This window comes from Pseudoduganella plicata (assembly GCF_004421005.1).
In the GTDB taxonomy this organism is placed as follows: Bacteria; Pseudomonadota; Gammaproteobacteria; order Burkholderiales; family Burkholderiaceae_D; genus Rugamonas; species Rugamonas plicata.
On the sequence record NZ_CP038026.1, the window covers coordinates 5039668 to 5058846 of the forward strand.

At 62.5% G+C, this 19179-nt stretch carries 15 protein-coding genes and 2 tRNA genes; 7 read left to right on the top strand and 10 right to left on the bottom strand.

What is annotated here, in order from left to right; translation table 11 throughout:
* Positions 1 to 228 precede the first annotated feature (228 nt).
* The 6 genes from E1742_RS22205 to E1742_RS22230 all read right to left on the bottom strand — a co-directional run bounded on the left by E1742_RS22205 (position 229) and on the right by E1742_RS22230 (position 4795).
* Positions 229 to 678 carry a hypothetical protein gene (locus tag E1742_RS22205; RefSeq protein WP_134387283.1) on the bottom strand — a complete coding sequence of 150 codons (450 nt, stop codon included), beginning with the start codon at positions 676 to 678 and terminating at the stop codon, positions 229 to 231.
* Between the two features lie 111 nt (positions 679 to 789).
* Positions 790 to 1458 (bottom strand): pentapeptide repeat-containing protein, encoded by a 669-nt coding sequence (locus E1742_RS22210; RefSeq protein WP_134387284.1) that lies wholly within the window; start codon positions 1456 to 1458, stop codon positions 790 to 792.
* A gap of 70 nt (positions 1459 to 1528) precedes the next feature.
* A tRNA-His gene (locus tag E1742_RS22215) sits at positions 1529 to 1604 on the bottom strand.
* A gap of 172 nt (positions 1605 to 1776) precedes the next feature.
* A complete protein-coding gene (gene murI / locus E1742_RS22220; protein ID WP_134387285.1) occupies positions 1777 to 2613 on the bottom strand; it encodes a glutamate racemase in 837 nt (278 codons plus the stop codon).
* A gap of 9 nt (positions 2614 to 2622) precedes the next feature.
* Positions 2623 to 4149: a fumarate hydratase gene (locus E1742_RS22225; protein WP_134387286.1), complete on the bottom strand. Its 1527-nt coding sequence runs from the start codon at positions 4147 to 4149 to the stop codon at positions 2623 to 2625.
* Between the two features lie 28 nt (positions 4150 to 4177).
* On the bottom strand, positions 4178 to 4795 hold the full coding sequence (locus tag E1742_RS22230; protein ID WP_134387287.1) for a YqhA family protein: 618 nt from the start codon (positions 4793 to 4795) through the stop codon (positions 4178 to 4180).
* 299 nt (positions 4796 to 5094) lie between these two features.
* Between E1742_RS22230 and E1742_RS22235 the strand changes: the two genes are divergently transcribed.
* The 4 genes from E1742_RS22235 (at position 5095) to E1742_RS22250 (ending at position 10730) form a co-directional block, all read left to right on the top strand.
* Positions 5095 to 6219: an acyltransferase family protein gene (locus E1742_RS22235; protein ID WP_166793537.1), complete on the top strand. Its 1125-nt coding sequence runs from the start codon at positions 5095 to 5097 to the stop codon at positions 6217 to 6219.
* A 155-nt stretch (positions 6220 to 6374) separates the two neighbouring features.
* Positions 6375 to 8378 carry an acetate--CoA ligase gene (gene acs, locus E1742_RS22240; protein WP_134387289.1) on the top strand — a complete coding sequence of 668 codons (2004 nt, stop codon included), beginning with the start codon at positions 6375 to 6377 and terminating at the stop codon, positions 8376 to 8378.
* A 150-nt stretch (positions 8379 to 8528) separates the two neighbouring features.
* Positions 8529 to 10556 (top strand): beta strand repeat-containing protein, encoded by a 2028-nt coding sequence (locus E1742_RS22245; protein ID WP_134387290.1) that lies wholly within the window; start codon positions 8529 to 8531, stop codon positions 10554 to 10556.
* Between the two features lie 83 nt (positions 10557 to 10639).
* Positions 10640 to 10730 (top strand) — tRNA-Ser (locus E1742_RS22250).
* A gap of 455 nt (positions 10731 to 11185) precedes the next feature.
* Here E1742_RS22250 and E1742_RS27100 read toward each other — a convergent pair.
* On the bottom strand, positions 11186 to 11320 hold the full coding sequence (locus E1742_RS27100) for a hypothetical protein (RefSeq protein ID WP_259772412.1): 135 nt from the start codon (positions 11318 to 11320) through the stop codon (positions 11186 to 11188).
* On the bottom strand, positions 11317 to 13920 hold the full coding sequence (locus E1742_RS22255; RefSeq protein WP_134387291.1) for a heparinase II/III domain-containing protein: 2604 nt from the start codon (positions 13918 to 13920) through the stop codon (positions 11317 to 11319). The genes E1742_RS27100 and E1742_RS22255 overlap by 4 nt, the downstream gene beginning before the upstream one ends.
* Before the next feature lie 402 nt (positions 13921 to 14322).
* Between E1742_RS22255 and E1742_RS22260 the strand changes: the two genes are divergently transcribed.
* The gene (locus E1742_RS22260) at positions 14323 to 15549 is read left to right on the top strand and encodes an MFS transporter (protein ID WP_229466238.1); all 1227 of its coding nucleotides are present in this window, start codon (positions 14323 to 14325) and stop codon (positions 15547 to 15549) included.
* Complete coding sequence (locus tag E1742_RS22265) at positions 15546 to 17177, top strand: glycoside hydrolase family 43 protein (RefSeq protein WP_134387293.1); 1632 nt, start codon at positions 15546 to 15548, stop codon at positions 17175 to 17177. The genes E1742_RS22260 and E1742_RS22265 overlap by 4 nt, the downstream gene beginning before the upstream one ends.
* A 72-nt stretch (positions 17178 to 17249) precedes the next feature.
* Here E1742_RS22265 and E1742_RS22270 read toward each other — a convergent pair whose 3' ends face one another.
* Positions 17250 to 18029 (bottom strand): trypsin-like serine peptidase, encoded by a 780-nt coding sequence (locus E1742_RS22270; RefSeq protein WP_166793538.1) that lies wholly within the window; start codon positions 18027 to 18029, stop codon positions 17250 to 17252.
* 25 nt (positions 18030 to 18054) lie between these two features.
* Positions 18055 to 18549: a hypothetical protein gene (locus tag E1742_RS22275; protein ID WP_134387295.1), complete on the bottom strand. Its 495-nt coding sequence runs from the start codon at positions 18547 to 18549 to the stop codon at positions 18055 to 18057.
* Between the two features lie 194 nt (positions 18550 to 18743).
* Between E1742_RS22275 and E1742_RS22280 the strand changes: the two genes are divergently transcribed.
* Positions 18744 to 18968 (top strand): hypothetical protein, encoded by a 225-nt coding sequence (locus E1742_RS22280; RefSeq protein ID WP_134387296.1) that lies wholly within the window; start codon positions 18744 to 18746, stop codon positions 18966 to 18968.
* Positions 18969 to 19179: the final 211 nt, after the last annotated feature.

Consider the following 19179-nt stretch of genomic DNA (forward strand, 5'->3'; position numbering starts at 1 on the left):
CCACGACAATCGAGCTCAGCGTAAGTGGAAGATGGCGTAACATGATGTGCTCCTGATGACCGTCGCGTTTGGATTCGTGATGGTTCCATCTTAAGCGGTGCTTAAGGAGCGGTCATCGGCAAAAGCGTCGAGCCGTTGTAGGAATACGGCTCGCCGGAATGCGCAGGCAGTCTGGCCTGCGCTTTTTCTTGCAAGTGACGGTACTGCGAGCAACCAGGGGCGATTGCCTTACTTGCGGCCAAACGGAATGACGCTCGACTCCGGCGCGGTGTCGAGCGCGTTGGAAATCGTCAGCCAGTGGTTCAGCTGTTCGGGATGGCTGATGCGGATGCCCATGCCGTCGATCAGGCCGATCAGCTCAAGCGTGCTGGCGTTCATCTTCGCTTTCGACACGGTGGGGGCGGTCGCGATCAGGCGATCGTACGCTTTGCGTACCTTGTGCTCCCACTTGTGCAGGCCCGATTCGTCGAAACGGTTGGCTTCGAAATAGACCGTCAGCGAGCCGTCGACATTGCCGAAACCGACGATGCCGGCGCCCTTGCGGATAGTCGTCGACGCATCCAGGTCGAACGATTCGGTGGGAACGAAGATGCCGGCGCGTCCGCCAAAATTGGGATGGCCGACCGGGGTGTCCTTGCTGTATGTCGTGAATTCCCGGGTGGGGATGTCTGCTGCCATGATGGATGCATTTCGCAAAGGTCGATGGCGTTATTTTAGCGCTAAACTAGTGCCGAGTGGAAACAATCACGAAGTTTCCCCCATTCTGTTGCCGGACAACCGCACTCTGTATCAGCCCACCCGCAATCCCAGCTCGGCGACGATCTCCGCCGCCTGCCGCGGCGAGATCCATGCACCTTTGAACAATCTGGTGTCAGCCAGTGTCAGTCCGCCCAGATCTGCTTCGCGCAGGTCCGCGTTGTCGAAACGCGCGCCCTTGAGGTTGGCGTCGCGCAGGCTGCCGCCCTGAAAGACAGTGTCGCGCAGGTCGCATCCGGCCAGGTCCGCGTCGGACAGGTCCAGCTCCAACAGCGTGGCTTTGCGCAACGACATGCGGCGCAGGTCGGCGCCGATCAGCAGACACTCCTCGAACGTCAGCCCCAGGTGGGCCGCTTCCTCGAAACTGGCGCCCGTCAGCTTGCATCCCTTGAAGAGGACGGAAGCCAGTTTGGCGCGCCGCCAGCTGCTGTTGTTCAGGTCGCAGCTGTGGAAGCGCGCGTCCGTCACGTCGGCCGATTCGAAGTCCGCCTCGCGGCCGCGGCAGCGCTGCCACGTGCTGTGGCCAAGGCCGGCCGCATAGAACGACGTCTGCGCCACGCTGCAATTGCTGAAGGACGCGCCGCGCAGGTCCAGGCGCGACAGGTCGGCGCCATCGAAGTCGCAGCCGTCAAAGACTGGCGTGCCCTCCGCTAGAAGGGCGACGACGTCGTCGCGGCCCAGGGTCCGATCCACAACCTGCATCAATATGCCTCCAAGTGCGCGCCAAAAACAAAAAGCCCCGTGCGGACACGGGGCTTTTCGACGAATTCGGTGGGGTGGCTGATGGGGCTCGAACCCACGACAACAGGAATCACAATCCTGGACTCTACCAACTGAGCTACAGCCACCACTGAACTACTACTGCTTCTGCAACACCTTCTGCATGACAGAGGCCGCATTATACATAGCCGTTTTGCTTCTGGCAAATCTAAATGCAAAGCCTCTAGAAAAGCCTGGAAACCGGAGCCTGTCACCGGTTTTCCAAAACCGGTGACAGGCTCCGGTTTTCTTGTCGGTGGGTCAGGCGACGTTGACCGACTCCACTTGCGGCGTCAGCCCCAGCAGGCCATGGAACGCTGCGGCCAGCGTGGCGGGGTCGGCCGTCGTGTAGCCGCGCAGGCGCGGTGTGCCGGCGGGGCGCAGCAGGCCCGCGCCTTCCAGCAGCCGCGCCAGCTGGCGGGCCACGGCGTCGCCCGTGTCGATCAGGGTGACGGGGCCCGTTGCATGGCTGGCGACGACTTGCCGGATGAGCTCTTCCACGAACGGATAGTGCGTGCAGCCCAGCACCAGCGTGTCGGCACCCTGCTCCAGCAGCGGCACGACGAACTGCTCCAGCATGGCCGCCGTTTCCACCGACCCCAGTTCGCCCCGTTCGATCCGGTCCACCAGGCCGACGCACGGCTGCAGCAGAAACTGCGCGCCCGTGTCGGCGGCGATCTGGTCGCGCAGCTGCAGCAGTTTTTCGCCGCGCAGCGTGCGGTCGGTAGCGAGCACGCCCACCTTGCCGGACTGCGTGGCGGCCGCGCCAGGCTTCAACCCCGGTTCGACGCCGACGATCGGCATGCCGGGCCACTCGGCGCGGATCGCCTTGATGGCGGCCACCGTCGCCGTATTGCAGGCCACAACCAGCGCCTTGGCCCCCTGGCCGAACAGGAATCCTGCCACGGCCAGCGAACGCGCAATGAGCCACTCCTCGCTGCGGCCGCCGTACGGTGCATAGCCGGAGTCGGCGAAGTACAGCAAGTGCTCGTGTGGCAGTTGCGCGTGGATATGGCGCAATACTGACAGCCCGCCGATGCCGGAATCGAAAATGCCGATCGGGGAGTCGACGGACGTGGCATGGACAGGCTGCGTCATCGCATCACCTCAGGCCGGAACGGCGGTCTTCAGCGATTCGATCTTGACGGACCATTCCTTCGGGCCCGTCTGGTGCACCGAGGTGCCCGTCGAATCGACGGCAACCGTGACCGGCATGTCGACGACGTCGAACTCGTAGATCGCTTCCATGCCCAGGTCCTCGAAGCCAACCACCTTCGCATGCTTGATCGCCTTCGAGACCAAGTAAGCGGCGCCGCCAACGGCCATCAGGTAAGCCGACTTGTGCTTCTGGATCGATTCGATCGCCGTCGGACCGCGTTCGGCCTTGCCGACCATCGAGATCAGGCCCGTTTTCTCCAGCATCATGTCGGTGAACTTGTCCATGCGCGTGGCCGTCGTCGGGCCGGCCGGGCCCACCACTTCGTCGCCGACCGGATCGACCGGGCCGACGTAGTAGATGACGCGGTTGGTGAAGTCCACCGGCAGCGGCTCGCCCTTGGCCAGCATGTCCTGGATGCGCTTGTGCGCTGCATCGCGGCCCGTCAGCATCTTGCCATTCAGGAGCAGGGTCTGGCCCGGCGTCCAGGAGGCCACTTCTTCCTTCGTCAGCGTGTTCAGGTCGACGCGTTTGGACTTTTCCGTGTCCGGTGCCCAGCTGACGCTCGGCCAGTCGGACAGCTTTGGCGGCTCGATGTACGCCGGGCCGGAGCCGTCCAGCACGAAGTGCGCATGGCGCGTGGCGGCGCAGTTCGGGATCATCGCGACGGGCTTCGATGCCGCGTGCGTCGGGTACATATTGATCTTCACGTCGAGCACCGTCGTGAGGCCGCCCAGGCCCTGCGCGCCGATTCCCAGCGCGTTGATCTTGTCGCACAGCTCGATGCGCAGTTCTTCCAGCTTGTTTTGCGGGCCGCGCTGCTTCAGCTCATACATGTCGATGTCTTCCATCAGCGACTCTTTTGCCAGCAGCATGGCCTTTTCGGCGCTGCCGCCGATGCCGATGCCCAGCATGCCCGGCGGGCACCAGCCGGCGCCCATCAGCGGCACGGTCTTGATGACCCAGTCCACCAGCGAGTCGGACGGGTTCAGCATGACGAACTTGGTCTTGTTCTCCGATCCGCCGCCCTTGGCCGCCACGGCCACTTCCACCGTGTTCCCCTCGACCAGTTCCATGTGCACGACAGCCGGGGTGTTGTCCTTCGTGTTCTTGCGCTCGAAGTGCGGGTCCGCCACGATCGATGCGCGCAGCTTGTTGTCGGCGAAGTTGTACGCGCGGCGCACGCCTTCGTTGACGGCGTCCGTGACCGTGCCGCGGAAGCCCTCGAAGCGCACGCCCATGCCGATTTTCAGGAAGACGTTGACCATGCCCGTGTCCTGGCAGATCGGGCGCTTGCCTTCCGCGCACATGCGCGAATTGGTCAGGATCTGCGCGATCGCGTCCTTGGCGGCCGGGCTCTGTTCCGCTTCATACGCACGGGCCAGGTGCTGGATATAGTCGGCAGGATGGTAGTAGCTGATGTATTGCAGCGCTGCCGCCACGGATTCGATCAGGTCGTCTTGCTTGATGATGGTCATGTTAAAAACTCACTAGCGGTTGGCTGGATTAGTGCTTCTTGGATTCGTTGTGCGTCGTCGACATCAGGCGGTCCGTATAGGCGATGGCGATGGCGGACAGCAGGAAGGCAATGTGTATGACGGTCTGTGCGATCAACACTTTCGGCGTGTAGGCCTCGGCATTGATAAACGTTTTCAGCAGGTGGATCGACGAGATGCCGATGATCGCGGTCGCCAGCTTCGTCTTCAGCACCGATGCGTTCACGTGCGACAGCCATTCCGGCTGGTCCGGGTGGCCCTCCAGGTTCATGCGCGAGACAAACGTCTCGTAACCGCCCACGATGACCATGATCAGCAGATTCGAAATCATGACGACATCGATCAGGCCCAGTACCACCAGCATAATCGTCGTCTCGTTCAGTTTCGTCGGCATGGCGGCGCCTGGCACCGCCACGGCCTGGAAGATGTGCTCCAGCGAGGCCTGGTTGCCCATCGCCGCGCCGATCAGGTCCTTCAGCTCAACCCAGAAATGGAACACGTATACGCATTGCGCCAGGATCAGGCCCAGGTACAGGGGCAATTGCAGCCAGCGCGACATGAAAATGAAGGAAGCAATGGGGCTGAGGCGCGGGGTGTTCGGGCGGTCGGGGCGATTGGGGTCGAGCATCGTGCGGCTTCTCCTGAGGGTCGTGCGGGCAAATGCTGCAGGTAACTGCTGCGGGCAAAAAACACCCGACATTCTACACCCGTCGCCTGCTTGCCGCAGCTCAAGGCCGAGACTTCTCGGGCGGTCTGCGACAGCGTGCAGGCCAGGCCGACAGGAAAAGCAGCACGTCCCGGTAATTCGGCATGTTCAGCCTGCATGGCCAGCGCCGCACGCCGGCACTGGCCCTGGCCGACCCGACGCCTGATACACTCTGGCCTTTTTGGCAACCGCCGCGCCAGCGCGGCGGACGGAAGAGGCGGATGAAAGAAGGGGACGACAAACTGCGCTGGGTGCAGGCGCTGCGCGGTGTCGCGGTGCTGTGCGTGGTACTGACGCACGCGCGCTACCTGCTGCAGAACACGGACCAGTTTCCGCTGGCGCAGTGCCTGTTGTATCCGGGCGCGATGGGCGTCGACCTGTTCTTCATCATCAGCGGCTTCATCATGGTGTATACGACGGCCGGGGCCACGGGCGCCCGCGCCGCGCTGCTGTTCGGCGTCAAGCGCTTCGCCCGCATCTGGCCCGCCTACGCCGTCGTCACGGTGCTGTACCTGCTGCTGCGCCGCGGCGGCCCTGAATTTTTTACCGACATCGACCGCATCGGCGCCTTCATCAGGTCCCTGCTGTTCATCCCCGTCGACCCTGCCGATCCGCCGTTCTTCGGCTTCGCCTTCCCGCTTGGCTGGACGCTGGCATTCGAGATGTATTTCTACCTCGTGTTCGGCCTGTGCATGCTGACGGGCCGGCTGCGCTGGTTCACGTTCTGTGCGTGGATGCTGCTCACGCTCGTGCTGCTGCCGATGGGCCGAGGTGGACCGTCGCTGAACGTGCGCCAGCAGCTCGAGTTCTCCGCACCGTACCTGCATCTGGTGACCAATCCGATCGTTTTCGAGTTCCTCGCCGGCGTGGCGATCGGCCACCTGTACCGGTGCGCCTGGTTCCGCGTGCGCAGCGTGCAAGTGGCGTGGCTGCTGGTCGTCTGCGGCATCGGCTTCGCGGCGTGGTACGTGTTCGGCAATATCGGCATGTTCCATGGGCCGCGCGAATGGGGCTGGCCGCTGGCCCTGATGGTGCTGCTGCTGGCGCTGGCCAGCAAGACGGTAGTGCTCGATCCTCCCGCGCCGCTGGTCTGGCTCGGCACCGTGTCGTACTCGATGTACCTGACGCATTACCTCGGCCAGTGGCTGCTCGTCGGGTACGTGTCGCGCTGGGGGATCGATACGCAGACCTGGGCGCAGGTCTTCCTGACCGTGCTGTGCGCGCTGCCGCTGGCCGCGGTGGCGCATTGGCTGCTGGAACAGAAGCTCAGCGGCGCGGTGCGGCGGATGCTGACGGCCGGCCTGCGGCGCGTGCTGCCGGCGCCACCCCAGGGCGCCGAACGCTGAACTGCCGGGGCGGAAACAGGGCGTCGTCGTCCTTCGTGGATTCTGAGTAGAATGGCAGCATTGTCATTTGCCGACGGGCGGGTGCCCGGCTGTAAGGGGGGTGTAAGGGCGCCCGCTTACTGTTTTGGCAAACTAATACCACGATGGAGACAAGCATGACCGCTACCGCAGCACAGCAAGGCACCGAACAACAAGGACCTGTCGAATCGCGCGTGTTCGCGCCACCCGCGCAGTTCACGGCCCAGGCCACCGTGGCCGGCATGGAGGCCTACCAGGCCCTGTGCGACGAAGCGGCACGCGATTACGAAGGCTTCTGGGCCCGCCTCGCACGCGAAAACCTCGACTGGCAGACGCCATTCACGCGTACGCTCAACGAAGACGAGGCGCCGTTCTACAAATGGTTCGACGACGGCAAACTGAATGCCTCGTACAACTGCCTGGACCGCAACCTCGCCAACGGCAATGCCGACAAGACCGCCATCGTCTTCGAGGCCGATGACGGCGCCGTCACGCGCGTCACGTATCGCGAGCTGCACGAAAAGGTCGGCAAGTTCGCCAACGGCCTGAAGTCGCTGGGCATCAAGAAGGGCGACCGCGTCGTCATCTACATGTCGATGTCGGTCGAAGGCGTGGCCGCGATGCAGGCCTGCGCGCGCATCGGCGCCACGCACTCCGTCGTGTTCGGCGGCTTCTCGGCCAAGAGCCTGCAGGAACGCATCATCGACGCGGGCGCCGTCGCCGTCATCACGGCCGACGAGCAGCTGCGCGGCGGCAAACAGCTGCCGCTGAAAAGCATCGTCGACGAAGCGCTGGCGATGGGCGGCTGCGACACGATCCGCAACGTCATCGTCTACAAGCGCACCGGCGGCAACATCGATTTCGTCGCAGGGCGCGACCTGTGGCTGTCCGACCTCGTCGAGGGCCAGAGCGCGGACTGCGAGCCGGAGTGGGTGGAGGCCGAGCACCCGCTGTTCATCCTGTACACGTCCGGCTCGACGGGCACGCCGAAGGGCGTGCAGCATTCGACCGGCGGCTACCTGCTGTGGGCCGCGCTGACGATGAAGTGGACGTTCGACATCAAGCCTGACGACGTCTACTGGTGCACGGCCGATATCGGCTGGGTCACCGGCCACACCTACATCGCCTACGGCCCGACCGCCGTTGGCGCCACGCAGCTGATCTTCGAAGGCATCCCCACGTTCCCGCACGCGGGCCGCTTCTGGGAGACCATCGCCAAGCACAAGGTATCGATCTTCTACACGGCGCCCACCGCGATCCGTTCGCTGATCAAGGCATCGGACGTGGACGCGAAAGTCCATCCGAAGAACTTCGACCTGTCGTCGCTGCGCCTCCTGGGCACCGTCGGCGAGCCGATCAATCCGGAAGCGTGGATGTGGTACTACCGGAACGTCGGCCAGGAAAAGTGCCCGATCGTCGACACGTTCTGGCAGACGGAAACGGGCGGCCACATGATCACGCCGCTGCCGGGCGCGACGCCCATGGTGCCAGGCTCCTGCACACTGCCGCTGCCGGGCATCATGGCGGCAATCGTCGACGAATCGGGCGCCGACGTACCGAACGGGCAGGGCGGCATCCTGGTGGTGAAGCGTCCATGGCCATCGATGATCCGCACGATCTGGAACAACCCGGAGCGCTTCCGCACCAGCTACTTCCCGGATGAACTGGGCGGCAAATACTACCTGGCCGGCGACGGCGCGATCCGCAACAAGGACACGGGCTACTTCACGATCACGGGCCGCATCGACGACGTGCTGAACGTCTCGGGCCACCGCATGGGCACGATGGAAATCGAATCCGCGCTGGTGGCGAATCCGCTGGTGGCGGAAGCGGCCGTCGTCGGCAAACCGGACGACACGACCGGCGAATCGATCTGCGCCTTCGTCGTGCTGAAACAGGCCCGCCCGACCGGCGACGAAGCGAAGAAGCTGGCAACGGAACTGCGCAACTGGGTCGGCAAGGAGATCGGTCCGATCGCCAAGCCAAAGGAAATCCGCTTCGGCGACAACCTGCCGAAGACCCGCTCCGGCAAGATCATGCGCCGCCTGCTGCGCGTGCTGGCCAAAGGCGAGAACATCACGCAGGACGTGTCGACGCTGGAGAATCCGGCGATTCTGGAACAGCTCAAGGAATCGGCATAACAGTCTACGCATCGGCGAGCGACACCAGCAAAAGCCACCTCGCGGTGGCTTTTGTCGTTTCAGGGGCGGCTGTCATCGGCGCGTCACATCGCTGTCATATAACAGGCGGCTGACCGAATTCATGACAACCTTATAACCAGGAGCCGCCCCATGCCAGCCGTCCATCCATCGCGCACGCCGATCAATGCCGCCATCCTTGCCGTCACGCTCGCGCTGAGCGCCAGTGCGGGCGCCGCACCGTTCACGATCAATGGCGCCGTCACCACGGGCCAGCTCCTGGGGCCGGGCAGCGGTCAGGTGGGTACGGTGAGCGCCGGCGCTTCGCTGACGACGACCGGCGGCACGGTGGCGGTGACGATCTCCGGCAACGACGCGGTGCTGAACAACCTGGGCACGATCGAGCAGACCGGCTCGGGCCGCGCGATCCGCGACAACAAGGGCGTCACGGGCCTCGTCATCAACAACGCCAGCGGTGCGCTGATCCGCACCGCCGATGCGGACGTCATCCAGGTCAACGTAGCGACAGGCACCGCAACGCTGAACAACTACGGCACGCTGTTGTCCCAGAACGCATCGGCAGGCGGGGCGCAGGCCGTCGATTTCTCCGCCATGACGGGCGCGAACGCGATCAACAACTTTGCCGGCGGGACGATGAGCGCTTCCGAAGCCGACGCTGTACGGCCCGGCGCCAACGGCACGCTGTTCAATGCCGGCACGATCCGCTCGCTGACGGCAACGGGCGCCAGCAGCGACGGCATCGACGGCCAGGACAACTCGGGCATTCGCGTTACGAACGCCGCCACGGGCCTCGTCTCCGGCGCGCGCCACGGCATCACGGCGGAGCAGGCGTCCGCGGGCGTGGCGTTCACGCTGGCGGTGACGAATGCCAGCGGCGGCACGATCCGCGGTAACAGCGGTTCGGGCATCAACGTGGATGGCTTCAATGCGCGGCAGGTCGTCACGGTCGTCAACGACGGCGCGATCCTCGGCAACGGCGTGACCGGCGATGGCGACGGCGTCGATGTCGACGGCCTGGTCGATATCACCAACCGTGGCGTCATCCGCTCGCTGAACGCCTACAGCGATGCGGGCAGCGGCCCGGCATTCAGCGAAGGCATCTCGGCGGGCGGCGGCAAGATCGTCAACGCCGGCATCATCGAGGGCCTGACGGCGGCAGGCAACCGCAACGCCGTGGGCCGCGGCATCACGCTGGCCGGCAACGACATCGCCAGCGGCCCGCTGGCGGGAACACGCGAGGGCCTGTACGGCAATACCACCATCGTCAACCAGGCCGGTGGCCTGATTCGGGGGCAAAGCGACGCGGCCATCTTCGCGACCGGCGCGGCCAGCGGCTTCACGGTAACGGTCAACAACCACGCCGGTGCGACCATCCAGGGCGGCGGCGCCCAACGTGCCGCGATCCAGGGCGGGGCGGACAATACGTTTATCTACAACGCGGGAGCCATCGACGGCAGCAGCAGCGGCAAGGCCATCGCGCTGGGCGGCGGTGTCAACACCGTGACCGTCAATGGCGGCAACGCGAGCATCGTCGGCGCTATCGACGGCGGCAGCGGTGCGGCCAACACGATGATCGTCGACGCGGGCGCGGGCAACACGTTCGCCTATGCCGGCGCGATCTCGGGCTTCGCCAGCGTGGAGTTGCGCAGCGGCGCCATGACGCTGACCGGCCAGAGCACCTACACCGGCAGCACACTTCTCGGCGACGCCACCCTGACGCTGGTGGGCGCCAACCGCATCGACGCGGCCAGCGCGCTGGTCATGGCAGGCGGCACGCTGGACCTGACGGGCGCCGCCGCCCAGACGTTCGCCAGCCTGGCGCTGACGGGCGACGCCACCATCGTGCTGGGCCAGTCCGCACTCACCTTCAACGGCCTGGCGGCAGTCAGCGATGGCGCCAGCCTGACGGTGCTGGACGACGAGGGCACCCCAGGCTACGCCTTCCGCCTGCTCGGCAACTACGCCGGCAACGCCACGTTCCTCGACCTGATGCGCGCCACGACAGTGGACGCGATGGCCGTCACGTACAGCTTCGACGGTACCTACACCAACGTCCAGGCAGTACCGGAACCCGCCACGGCAGCCATGCTGCTGGGCGGCCTGGCCGTACTGACCAGCGTCGCCCGCCGCCGCAAAGCTCGCTCGATGACGGGACAATAATTGTTCCACCGAAAAAACTTGGTACTCAACGGCGATCCTTGCTATAATCTGCGCCTCTCGCAAGGCGGGAGCAGCAGCATGCAGGAGAGATGGATGAGTGGTTTAAGTCGCACGCCTGGAAAGCGTGTGTAGGTTCATAGCCTACCGGGGGTTCGAATCCCCCTCTCTCCGCCAGGAACACAAATGTAAAAAAGCCACCCTCGGGTGGCTTTTTTACATTTGTTTCATGGCGGAGAGAAGGAGAGCCCCTGCGGGCTCTCCGCGGGGGATTCGAAGACTCGCGCCTACCAGCGCGGGGCTCTCCGAATCGCCCATTTGTCGTTGGGGAGCGATTGTCCGCTGCGCGGGCAATCGCTTCCCAACGGCGCCGCGCGCCAAGGGCGCGCGCAGTAACCCATTCAAAACCACGCCCGCGACCTCGCGTCCCAAAACCCTGCAACGATCAACGCGACGTTGCTGGCGACCACCGGAACGCGCCACGCCAACGCCACCGCGCCTTTGCGACCAACCGCCGCAAAGGCGCAGTTGACCCTAAAAAGACGCTGCAAGTTAAACAACGCCTCCGCCGGATTCAGGGTGGTCCGCTACCGTAGGCAACCTGAGCGATACGGCCGCAATGGCGCCTTAAGCTACTCGGCAATCTGAACCGTCCCTTTGTCGAAACGCAGCGCAGCAGTGCCCCGCGTCACAGTCATCTGTTGTTTGACCCCATAGGTAACAGGCGTATTATCCTTGTCGGCGCAATTCTCCAGTATGACCGTCATGCCCCAGTATTCTGTCCACGCTGCCTTAGTCTTGTATTCATAGTGATACTGGTTCGACGCTGGGTAGGGAAGGGGACAGGGCCTAACGCACCGGCCAGTCCATGTTGCGTAACACAAACAAACGATGAAGGGGGTTCGTCGTCCGCTGGGACGGCACCCGCTTTTTTGGAACGGAAAACCTGGAACTTCCCCGATCCGAGCTCCCCTTTCATCCTTGAAATTTCCCTGGGTGTATGGAAATTCACGGCCCAGTAACGCGGTTTATCACTCTCCGCATAATCGTAAATCACAGCAATGCCCAGCTTCCGATTGTAGGCAACCGTGCGAATCGCGGACTTAAGCCTGGATTCCCAGAAAGGGTAATCGGCGATGCGTTGTTGATATGCGGAAGTTGCATCCCCGGTAGTAACGGTCCAGCCCGTGTCACTCGTGTAGTAGTTTGTGAGCCTGCCGACGGTTCGCATCGAAGCTTCAGGGATACCGAATCTGGTCGTATCTTTTGGTTCTGCCTGGCCCATCCCATCGTCATAAGTCAGTGCGTTCTTGTAGCGCGTAGCGCGACGGAGCAGTGCTTTTTTTTCACTTGGAACATTTTCGTCACCTGTGCCATATTCCCCACTGGAGATGAAAATTGGAGAGCCTTTGGAAACAAAAGCAAAGCCATTATTGTCGCCATGGTTATGGTTGTAGGTGCCTAGCCGGCTTGATCGGAAATAAAGACTAGAGCGGTCGGGGTTCGCGGTGTCCGAATGCATTGCAACCAGTCCGGCATCTTCAAATAAATATGAATTCGGTAACTCTGGGGTTTCGGCGGTGCCGGGCGGCACGGAAAGGCCGAACATAAAGAAGTTGAAGAAACGCAGTTGCGTGTTGTCCCCGATTTCCAACTTGGGAGAATTATCTCTGTAATACCATTCATCAATCGGTTTTCCCGTCACGTGCGCGTATAGCCGATAAGAGTTCCAGGCGTACGAATAATAGTTATCGGTTCTCTCCGCTGAGTCGCCAAACGGGCTACCCAGCAGCGTGTCTTTCTCCCGTGTTCGTGGCGTGAATGCGATGAAATTGTCATGGAACTTGTGAAGTGCCGGCGTATTGCCCAGATCTATGTCTGCCAGCAGCTTGAACGCAGCCAGCGTGCGGCTGTAAACATCCAAGGTCATCCAGCCATAATAGGTACTGTTGCCGAAAGCACTGTCGTCACCGCTACCCCATGGGGCAAGTGTCGTAACAGCGCGGTCCCAGGCTTGCGACAGCATTGTCCCATCCGGGTCGACCTTGAAGCCATCCAGGTCCATGCCGCTGGTGTACATCAGTGCCTCAGCAAGATAAAGCGCGCCAGTCAATCCGTGGGAATCGTAAGGATTTTCCTGGAGGTTCGGTAATAGCTCAAATTTCTTGTCGTAGTGGTCAATCGCCAGCTTCATCCTTGCCACAATTGCCTGAGCGATTGGTACGCTCTGCTTTTTCTCGGCAGCCGTCATGTCCGCGTAAAGCAAGTCCAGCGCACGGGCCAGAGTCAAGTAAATCTCACGATTGGCCTGGTCTCCTTCGGTGGTTTCGCCGGTTGGCCCGTCTCCCGATACGTCCCAGGCGGCCATCGCCAACATCCGCTTCAGAGCAGCGTCGCGATATGTCGAGTCTTTGGTGATGACGGCGGCGATGGCGATGCGTTCCAACGGCCTTGTCGCTGTTATGGTTGCGTTAGTCCTGCCTGTGCCACTCATTCCTGTATTAGGTTCGGGCGGTAAGGTGGATATATCTTTCTCCGCCAAGGCAGTGGTGAGCAGGCGGTCATAAAGGGTCTCTAAATGCCCGCCTCCCAATTTGCTTCTAATAGTCGTGAAGCTGACCGGGGTACCGTTATTCTCGCGCGGCACAATACGCGGATGCTGTTTTTGGCGAACAGTTGCGGTAACAGTCGCGGCGCTGGGATAACTGTCCAGCTCAGCGCCCAAATACTCGAATTTTCGGGTTTGGGTCCGGTCACCGTATCCTGCTCTGGCAAATACCACTGTCCAGGTGTATACCCCCGTTTTTGTCAGCGGCTGGTCCAGCAAGAGCCGCGGTATGGACACGGATTGGCGGTCCACGATCTTATTGCCGTCGGGATCGACCAGCGTGAACGACATGCTGTATTCTTTTAAACTGTCGGCTTGCGGCCAGACAAATACCGGATGCTCGACCCGTACCGTCGCGCAATGCCGAGGTTCGACCCGTGGATAATAGTGTGTCGGAACCGGCTCTCTGGGGTCGCAGCCCGCCGTGTACCGTTCCTTGATAAACTCCCCGGTCAGCGCACTTCCGTACCGGAAATTCAGCGTCTTCACACCCCCATCGGACGTCCGCAAAGTGTAGGTAACCGCCAATGCCGAACCTTGCTCAGGTACGATCACACTTACTAAGGATCCCGTGACTGGCGCTCCGTCCAGAGTGACGCTTACGCCAGGCGTAACGGACCACTCCAGTTTTATCGACTGCTTTGGTACCACCGTTGGCAGACCATCGGCCCGGCCGTTGGAAGTAAAGGAATTTATACCGGCGTAACAGCTCATCGACAGCACAGACAGCGATACTGCGGCTGCGGTCTTTATTAACATGGGTTCTCCATAATTTAGGAAGGCGAACGCTCTGAGTCTAGTCTGCGACCACACCAAGACTAAGCAAAAGTGAGCGGAAAATGGGGTATGCCTGGACGGAACGTCGTAAGCTCCAATCGCCGAGACGATAACGAATCCTCCCAGCCGCCGACGATTATATATTGATAATAATACACTTGTGAGCAATTTCGCTCGCTGGCGTGTGCTACGGAAGACATTTTCGGTCAGTGCCTCCACCCGAGCCAAGGCCCGCAGAGAGAGAGATGCCGGCGCAGCATTACTTTATCGACGCATGCGGCCGTGGAGACCCCAACCTGTCCGCAAATAACTGTGCTAATGTCACGCAACCTTAATGATTGCGCTACCATGCCAAAATTCCTAGCCAACACCCTCCGCTGGCAAATGATCACCCTGATCATGCTAGGCGCAGTCATCAACTACCTCACCCGCAGCACCCTGGCAGTAGCGGCCCCCACGCTGCTGCAAGAGCTCCAGATAACCACCCAGGAATACTCATACATCACGGCAGCCTTCCAGGCGACGATCATGCTGCAACCGCTGTGCGGCTACCTGCTTGACGTGATCGGCCTGAAACTGGGCTTCGCCATCTTCGCCACCGCCTGGTCGATCATCTGCATGCTGCACGGCCTGGCGACGAACTGGCAGATGCTGGCGGTGCTGCGCGGTGCGCTGGGACTGGCCGAAGGCTCGGCGAATCCCGCCGGGATGAAGGCGGTGTCGGAGTGGTTTCCCGCCAGGGAGCGGGGCATGGCGGGCGGGATCTACAACGTGGGCGCGTCGTTCGGGTCGATGCTGGCGCCGCCGCTGGTCGTGTGGGCCATCCTGTACTACAACTGGCAGTCGGCGTTCGTCATCACGGGGGCGCTCGGTCTGATCTGGGTCGCGGCGTGGCTGCTGCTGTATGACGCGCCGAAGAAACACCGGCGGCTGTCGCTTGATGAGGCGCGGCATATCACGGCCGGGCAGGAGGCGCATCTGCAGGGCGACGGCACCCGCCCGTCCATCCTCAGCGTGCTTAAAATGCGCAATTTCTGGGGCATCGCGTTGCCGCGCTTCCTGGCCGATCCGGCGTGGGGCACGCTGTCGTTCTGGGTCCCGCTGTACCTGACGACTGTGCGTCACTTCGACCTGGCGCAGATCGCCATGTTTGCGTGGCTGCCTTTCCTGGCGGCCGATCTGGGATGCCTGTTCGGACCCGTCGTCGTGCTGGCGTTGCAGAAGCGTGGCGTACGGCTGATCGATGCGCGCCGCGGTGCGTTCACGCTGGGCGCCTGCATGATGATGGGCGTCGCCTTTGTCGGCTTTGTCGACAGCCCGTATGCGGCCATCGCCTTGCTCAGCCTCGCCGGTTTTGCGCACCAGACGCTGTCCGTGACCGTCATCACGATGTCGTCCGACCTTTTCAGGCGCAACGAGGTGGCGACGGTTGCCGGCATGTGCGGCACCTTCGGCAACCTGGGCCTGCTGATCTTCTCGCTGCTGATCGGCGGCCTGATGGCCAGTGTCGGCTACACGCCATTCTTTGTCAGCCTGGCCGTGCTCGATCTCGTGGCCGCTGTGCTGCTGTGGACCCTCGTGCGCGAACCCCAACCTGCCGATACAAAATGATCCAGAACCCCATCCTGCGCGGTTTCAATCCCGACCCGTCCATCGTCCGCGTGGGCGACGATTACTACATCGCCACGTCGACCTTCGAGTGGTATCCCGGCGTGCAGATCCACCACTCGCGCGACCTGATGAACTGGCGTCTGCTGACGCGGCCCCTCACGCGCCCCAGCCAGCTCGATATGCTGGGTGTCCCGGATTCGTGCGGCGTGTGGGCGCCGTGCCTGACGCATGCGGACGGCCTGTTCTGGCTGATCTACACGGACGTCAAGCGCTACGGCTGCACGTCCACCGGCGGTGCCACGGGCAGCGCTTCGCTGCGCGACTTTCACAACTACCTCGTCACCAGCCCGGCGATCGACGGGCCATGGTCCGATCCGGTACACCTGAACAGCAGCGGCTTCGATCCGTCGCTGTTCCATGACGACGACGGCCGCAAATACCTGCTCAACCAGCTGTGGGACCACCGCCCCGGCGGCAACCGCTTCGCCGGGATCGTCCTGCAGGAATACTCCGTGGCGGAGCGCCGGCTGGTCGGCCAGCGCCAGAATATCTTCCAGGGCACGGCGCACGGGCTGACGGAAGCGCCGCATCTGTACCGACGGGACGGCTGGTATTACCTCCTCACGGCCGAAGGCGGCACGGGCTGGAACCACGGGGTGACGATGGCACGCTCGCGCCATCTGCACGGTCCCTATGAACTGCATCCCGAGCAAACCATTCTTACCGCCCGCAATCGTCCCGATGCGCCATTGCAGCGCGCAGGCCACGCGGACCTGGTCGAGACGCCGGACGGCCGCACGTACATGGTGTACCTGTGCGGCCGTCCGCTGCGCAATCGCGGCGCGTGCACATTGGGACGCGAGACGGCGGTCCAGCCGGTCGAGTGGGGCGACGATGGCTGGCTGCGCAAGACGGCGCCGCAGCTTCAGGCGCTGGCGCCGGGCTTGCCCGAGCATCCGTTCCCGTCCGCGCCGGAGCGGGAAGACTTCGATGCGCCAATGCTGCCGGTGGATTTCCAGTGGCTGCGCACACCATGGCCGGAAGAGCTGTTCAGCCTGAGGGCGCGACCTGGTTACCTGCGCCTGGTCGGCCGCGAAAGCATTGGCAGCCAGTATCGCCAGGCACTGGTCGCGCGCCGCCAGCAGGCGCATTGCTACAGCGCCGGCACCGTCGTGGATTTCGAGCCCGAGCACTTCCAGCAGCAGGCGGGGCTGGTCTGCTACTACAACGCCAGCAAATTCCATTATCTCTACATCACGCACGACGAAACGCTCGGCAAACATCTGCGCGTGATGAGCAGCCTGCCAAACCACGTGCAGACGGATACGTTTACGGCACCGATCCCGCTGCCGTCCGGCGTGCCCGTGCAGCTGCGTGTCGAGGTGGACGAAGAACGCCTGCTGTTCGCTTACCGTCTTCCCGGGGGCGACTGGCAGAGGCTGGCGCAGCAGTTCGATGCCAGCATCCTGTCCGACGAAGCCAACGCCCCCGGCCAGCCGAACTTCACGGGCGCGTTTGTCGGAATGGCCTGCCAGGACATGTCGGGCAGCGCTCTGCATGCCGACTTTGACTATTTCGACTATCGCGAGCGGCCATATTGTGTCGATGCAATGGAGCCGCCGACGTAGAAAAGGGCTCCCAAGGGAGCCCCGGCCGGCGCAAGCGTATCAACCAGAGGCGCGCCAGCGCCAATCTGCGCATCAGCAACCTTGCGCCGTGCACAGTGGCACGATATTGCTGCTGGTGAAGCGCGGGCCGTTGTACGTCTGGCCGAACGTGCCCGTGCAGGCAGCGCTCTGGTAGCCGTGCACCACGGAGTTGACGTAGTTGCCGTTGCGGTACTGGCGGATCCATGGGCCGCCGCTGGAACCGTACGTCATGTTGCAGCCCGTGTTCAGCACGGCGGCGCCGCCGCACGCCGCGCTGGCGCCGAAGCTTTCGGACGCGCACAGCTGCAGGGTCTGTCCGCTGCCGATGTTGCCGGGATAGCCGAGCGAGTGGTGGCTCTGCGTCGTGCCCCAATCCCACGAACGGCCCAGCCAGCCGGTGTAGTACGTCACGGGACGGCCTGCCGTATTGTTTCCAAGCTGAATCAGGCAGATGTCGGATGCGGTATCGCCGTTGTTGATCCAGCTGGCCGGAACGCGGGCCTGGACCCATGGGAACATGCCGTAGGGTGCGCTGCCGTTGTTGTACGCCGGCGCAAACGACCAGCCGTACGCCCAGGCGCCGGTGCCGCGGTTATAGCAGCAGTGCGCCGCCGTCACGATGATGTTATTGCCGCTGATGACAGAGGCGGAGCAGGTGCCGCTGTTGCTGAACAGCTTGCCGATAGCGCGTGGCGTGTTCGGATTGCCGGTCTCCTGATATTGGGTGTAGACGTCCGGCGTGCCGGCATAGGCTTGCGCCGACAGGCCCATGCAGACGGCAACAACGCTGGCGCGGAACAGTGGCTGGCCCAGGATAGGTTTCGTGATCATTTTGTGACTCCTTTGATTGATGTGATTAACGATCCTGTTGATCCATGGCTTTCCACTCTTCGGAAAAGTCGCGTCGCGCTTCGTCATCCGCGCTCGAATTGGGCGCGCCGCCATCGCTCAGTTCCGCCTTCGCGCCCTGCAGCGCCGCCTTGTCGTCAGCCGACATTGCCGACTGCTTCTGCACGCCGGTCGCGGCTTTCCAGTCCACAGGTTTCGCGGCGAGACGCTGTTCGCGCGTCATCGTCAATGGACCTGCGATGCCGCGTGCCATATTGGTTTCGGCCTTGACCGCGACAGTTTTATCCGTCGTGGTTTTCGTTTGGGCAATGGCCACCGTGCTCATTTGCACCAGTGCGACACCAGCTGCCATCAAAACGGTTTTCCTCAACATATCCGACATATTTCCTCCCTGATTAATGATGCCGTCACGCTTGATCGTGTTGGCTCGAAAAGATTCCCCGTGCAAGCATTTTTTGGAACGAAAGATCTTCGTCTCTCGTTCATCGCTTACCGGTTTCAATCGTAGGAGTATCCGGCGGCCAGTTCATCCGCTTTTCGTCATCGATTGGGTAGGATTTGTCGCGATTATGTAGGGCTTCCGGCTTTACCGCTGCTCATCTATAAGCTGCGGCTGCCTCCCGCGTGGTCATCAGCAGAATTTAGGAATCTGATAAGAATCAGTGACTTATGCGTGGCCTCTGACCAGGATTAAGCTTGTTCAAGCCAGAATACGGCGCGGCGAAAAATGTAACTCTTCCATGCGCGGCGCTCGGCGAACAGGCCGCGAGGAATGGCGCAAAAAAGAACCCGGTAAGAGAAATACCGTTGAGTGAAGGTGTTGAAATTGTGGTGGCGGTTGAGAAGGGCCGGGGTCAGACCCGCCGGGTCCGACCCCGGATCTCATCAGCCGCCGACAGCGCCCTTTCGAAAACAGGATAATTCAACGGCATTAACCCCAATATGAGGCCCTTCCGCCAGCTGGCCGGACAATGCAGCGGGTGCATTGCCGGCGTTCCTCAGCAATCGATCGTCGTGCACAGCGGTACGATATTGGTGTCGTTAAGGCGCGGCCCGTTGAATGTCTGGCCGACAGTGCCGGTGCAGGCGGCGCCGGACCATCCACTGACCACCGGGTTGACGTAATTACCGC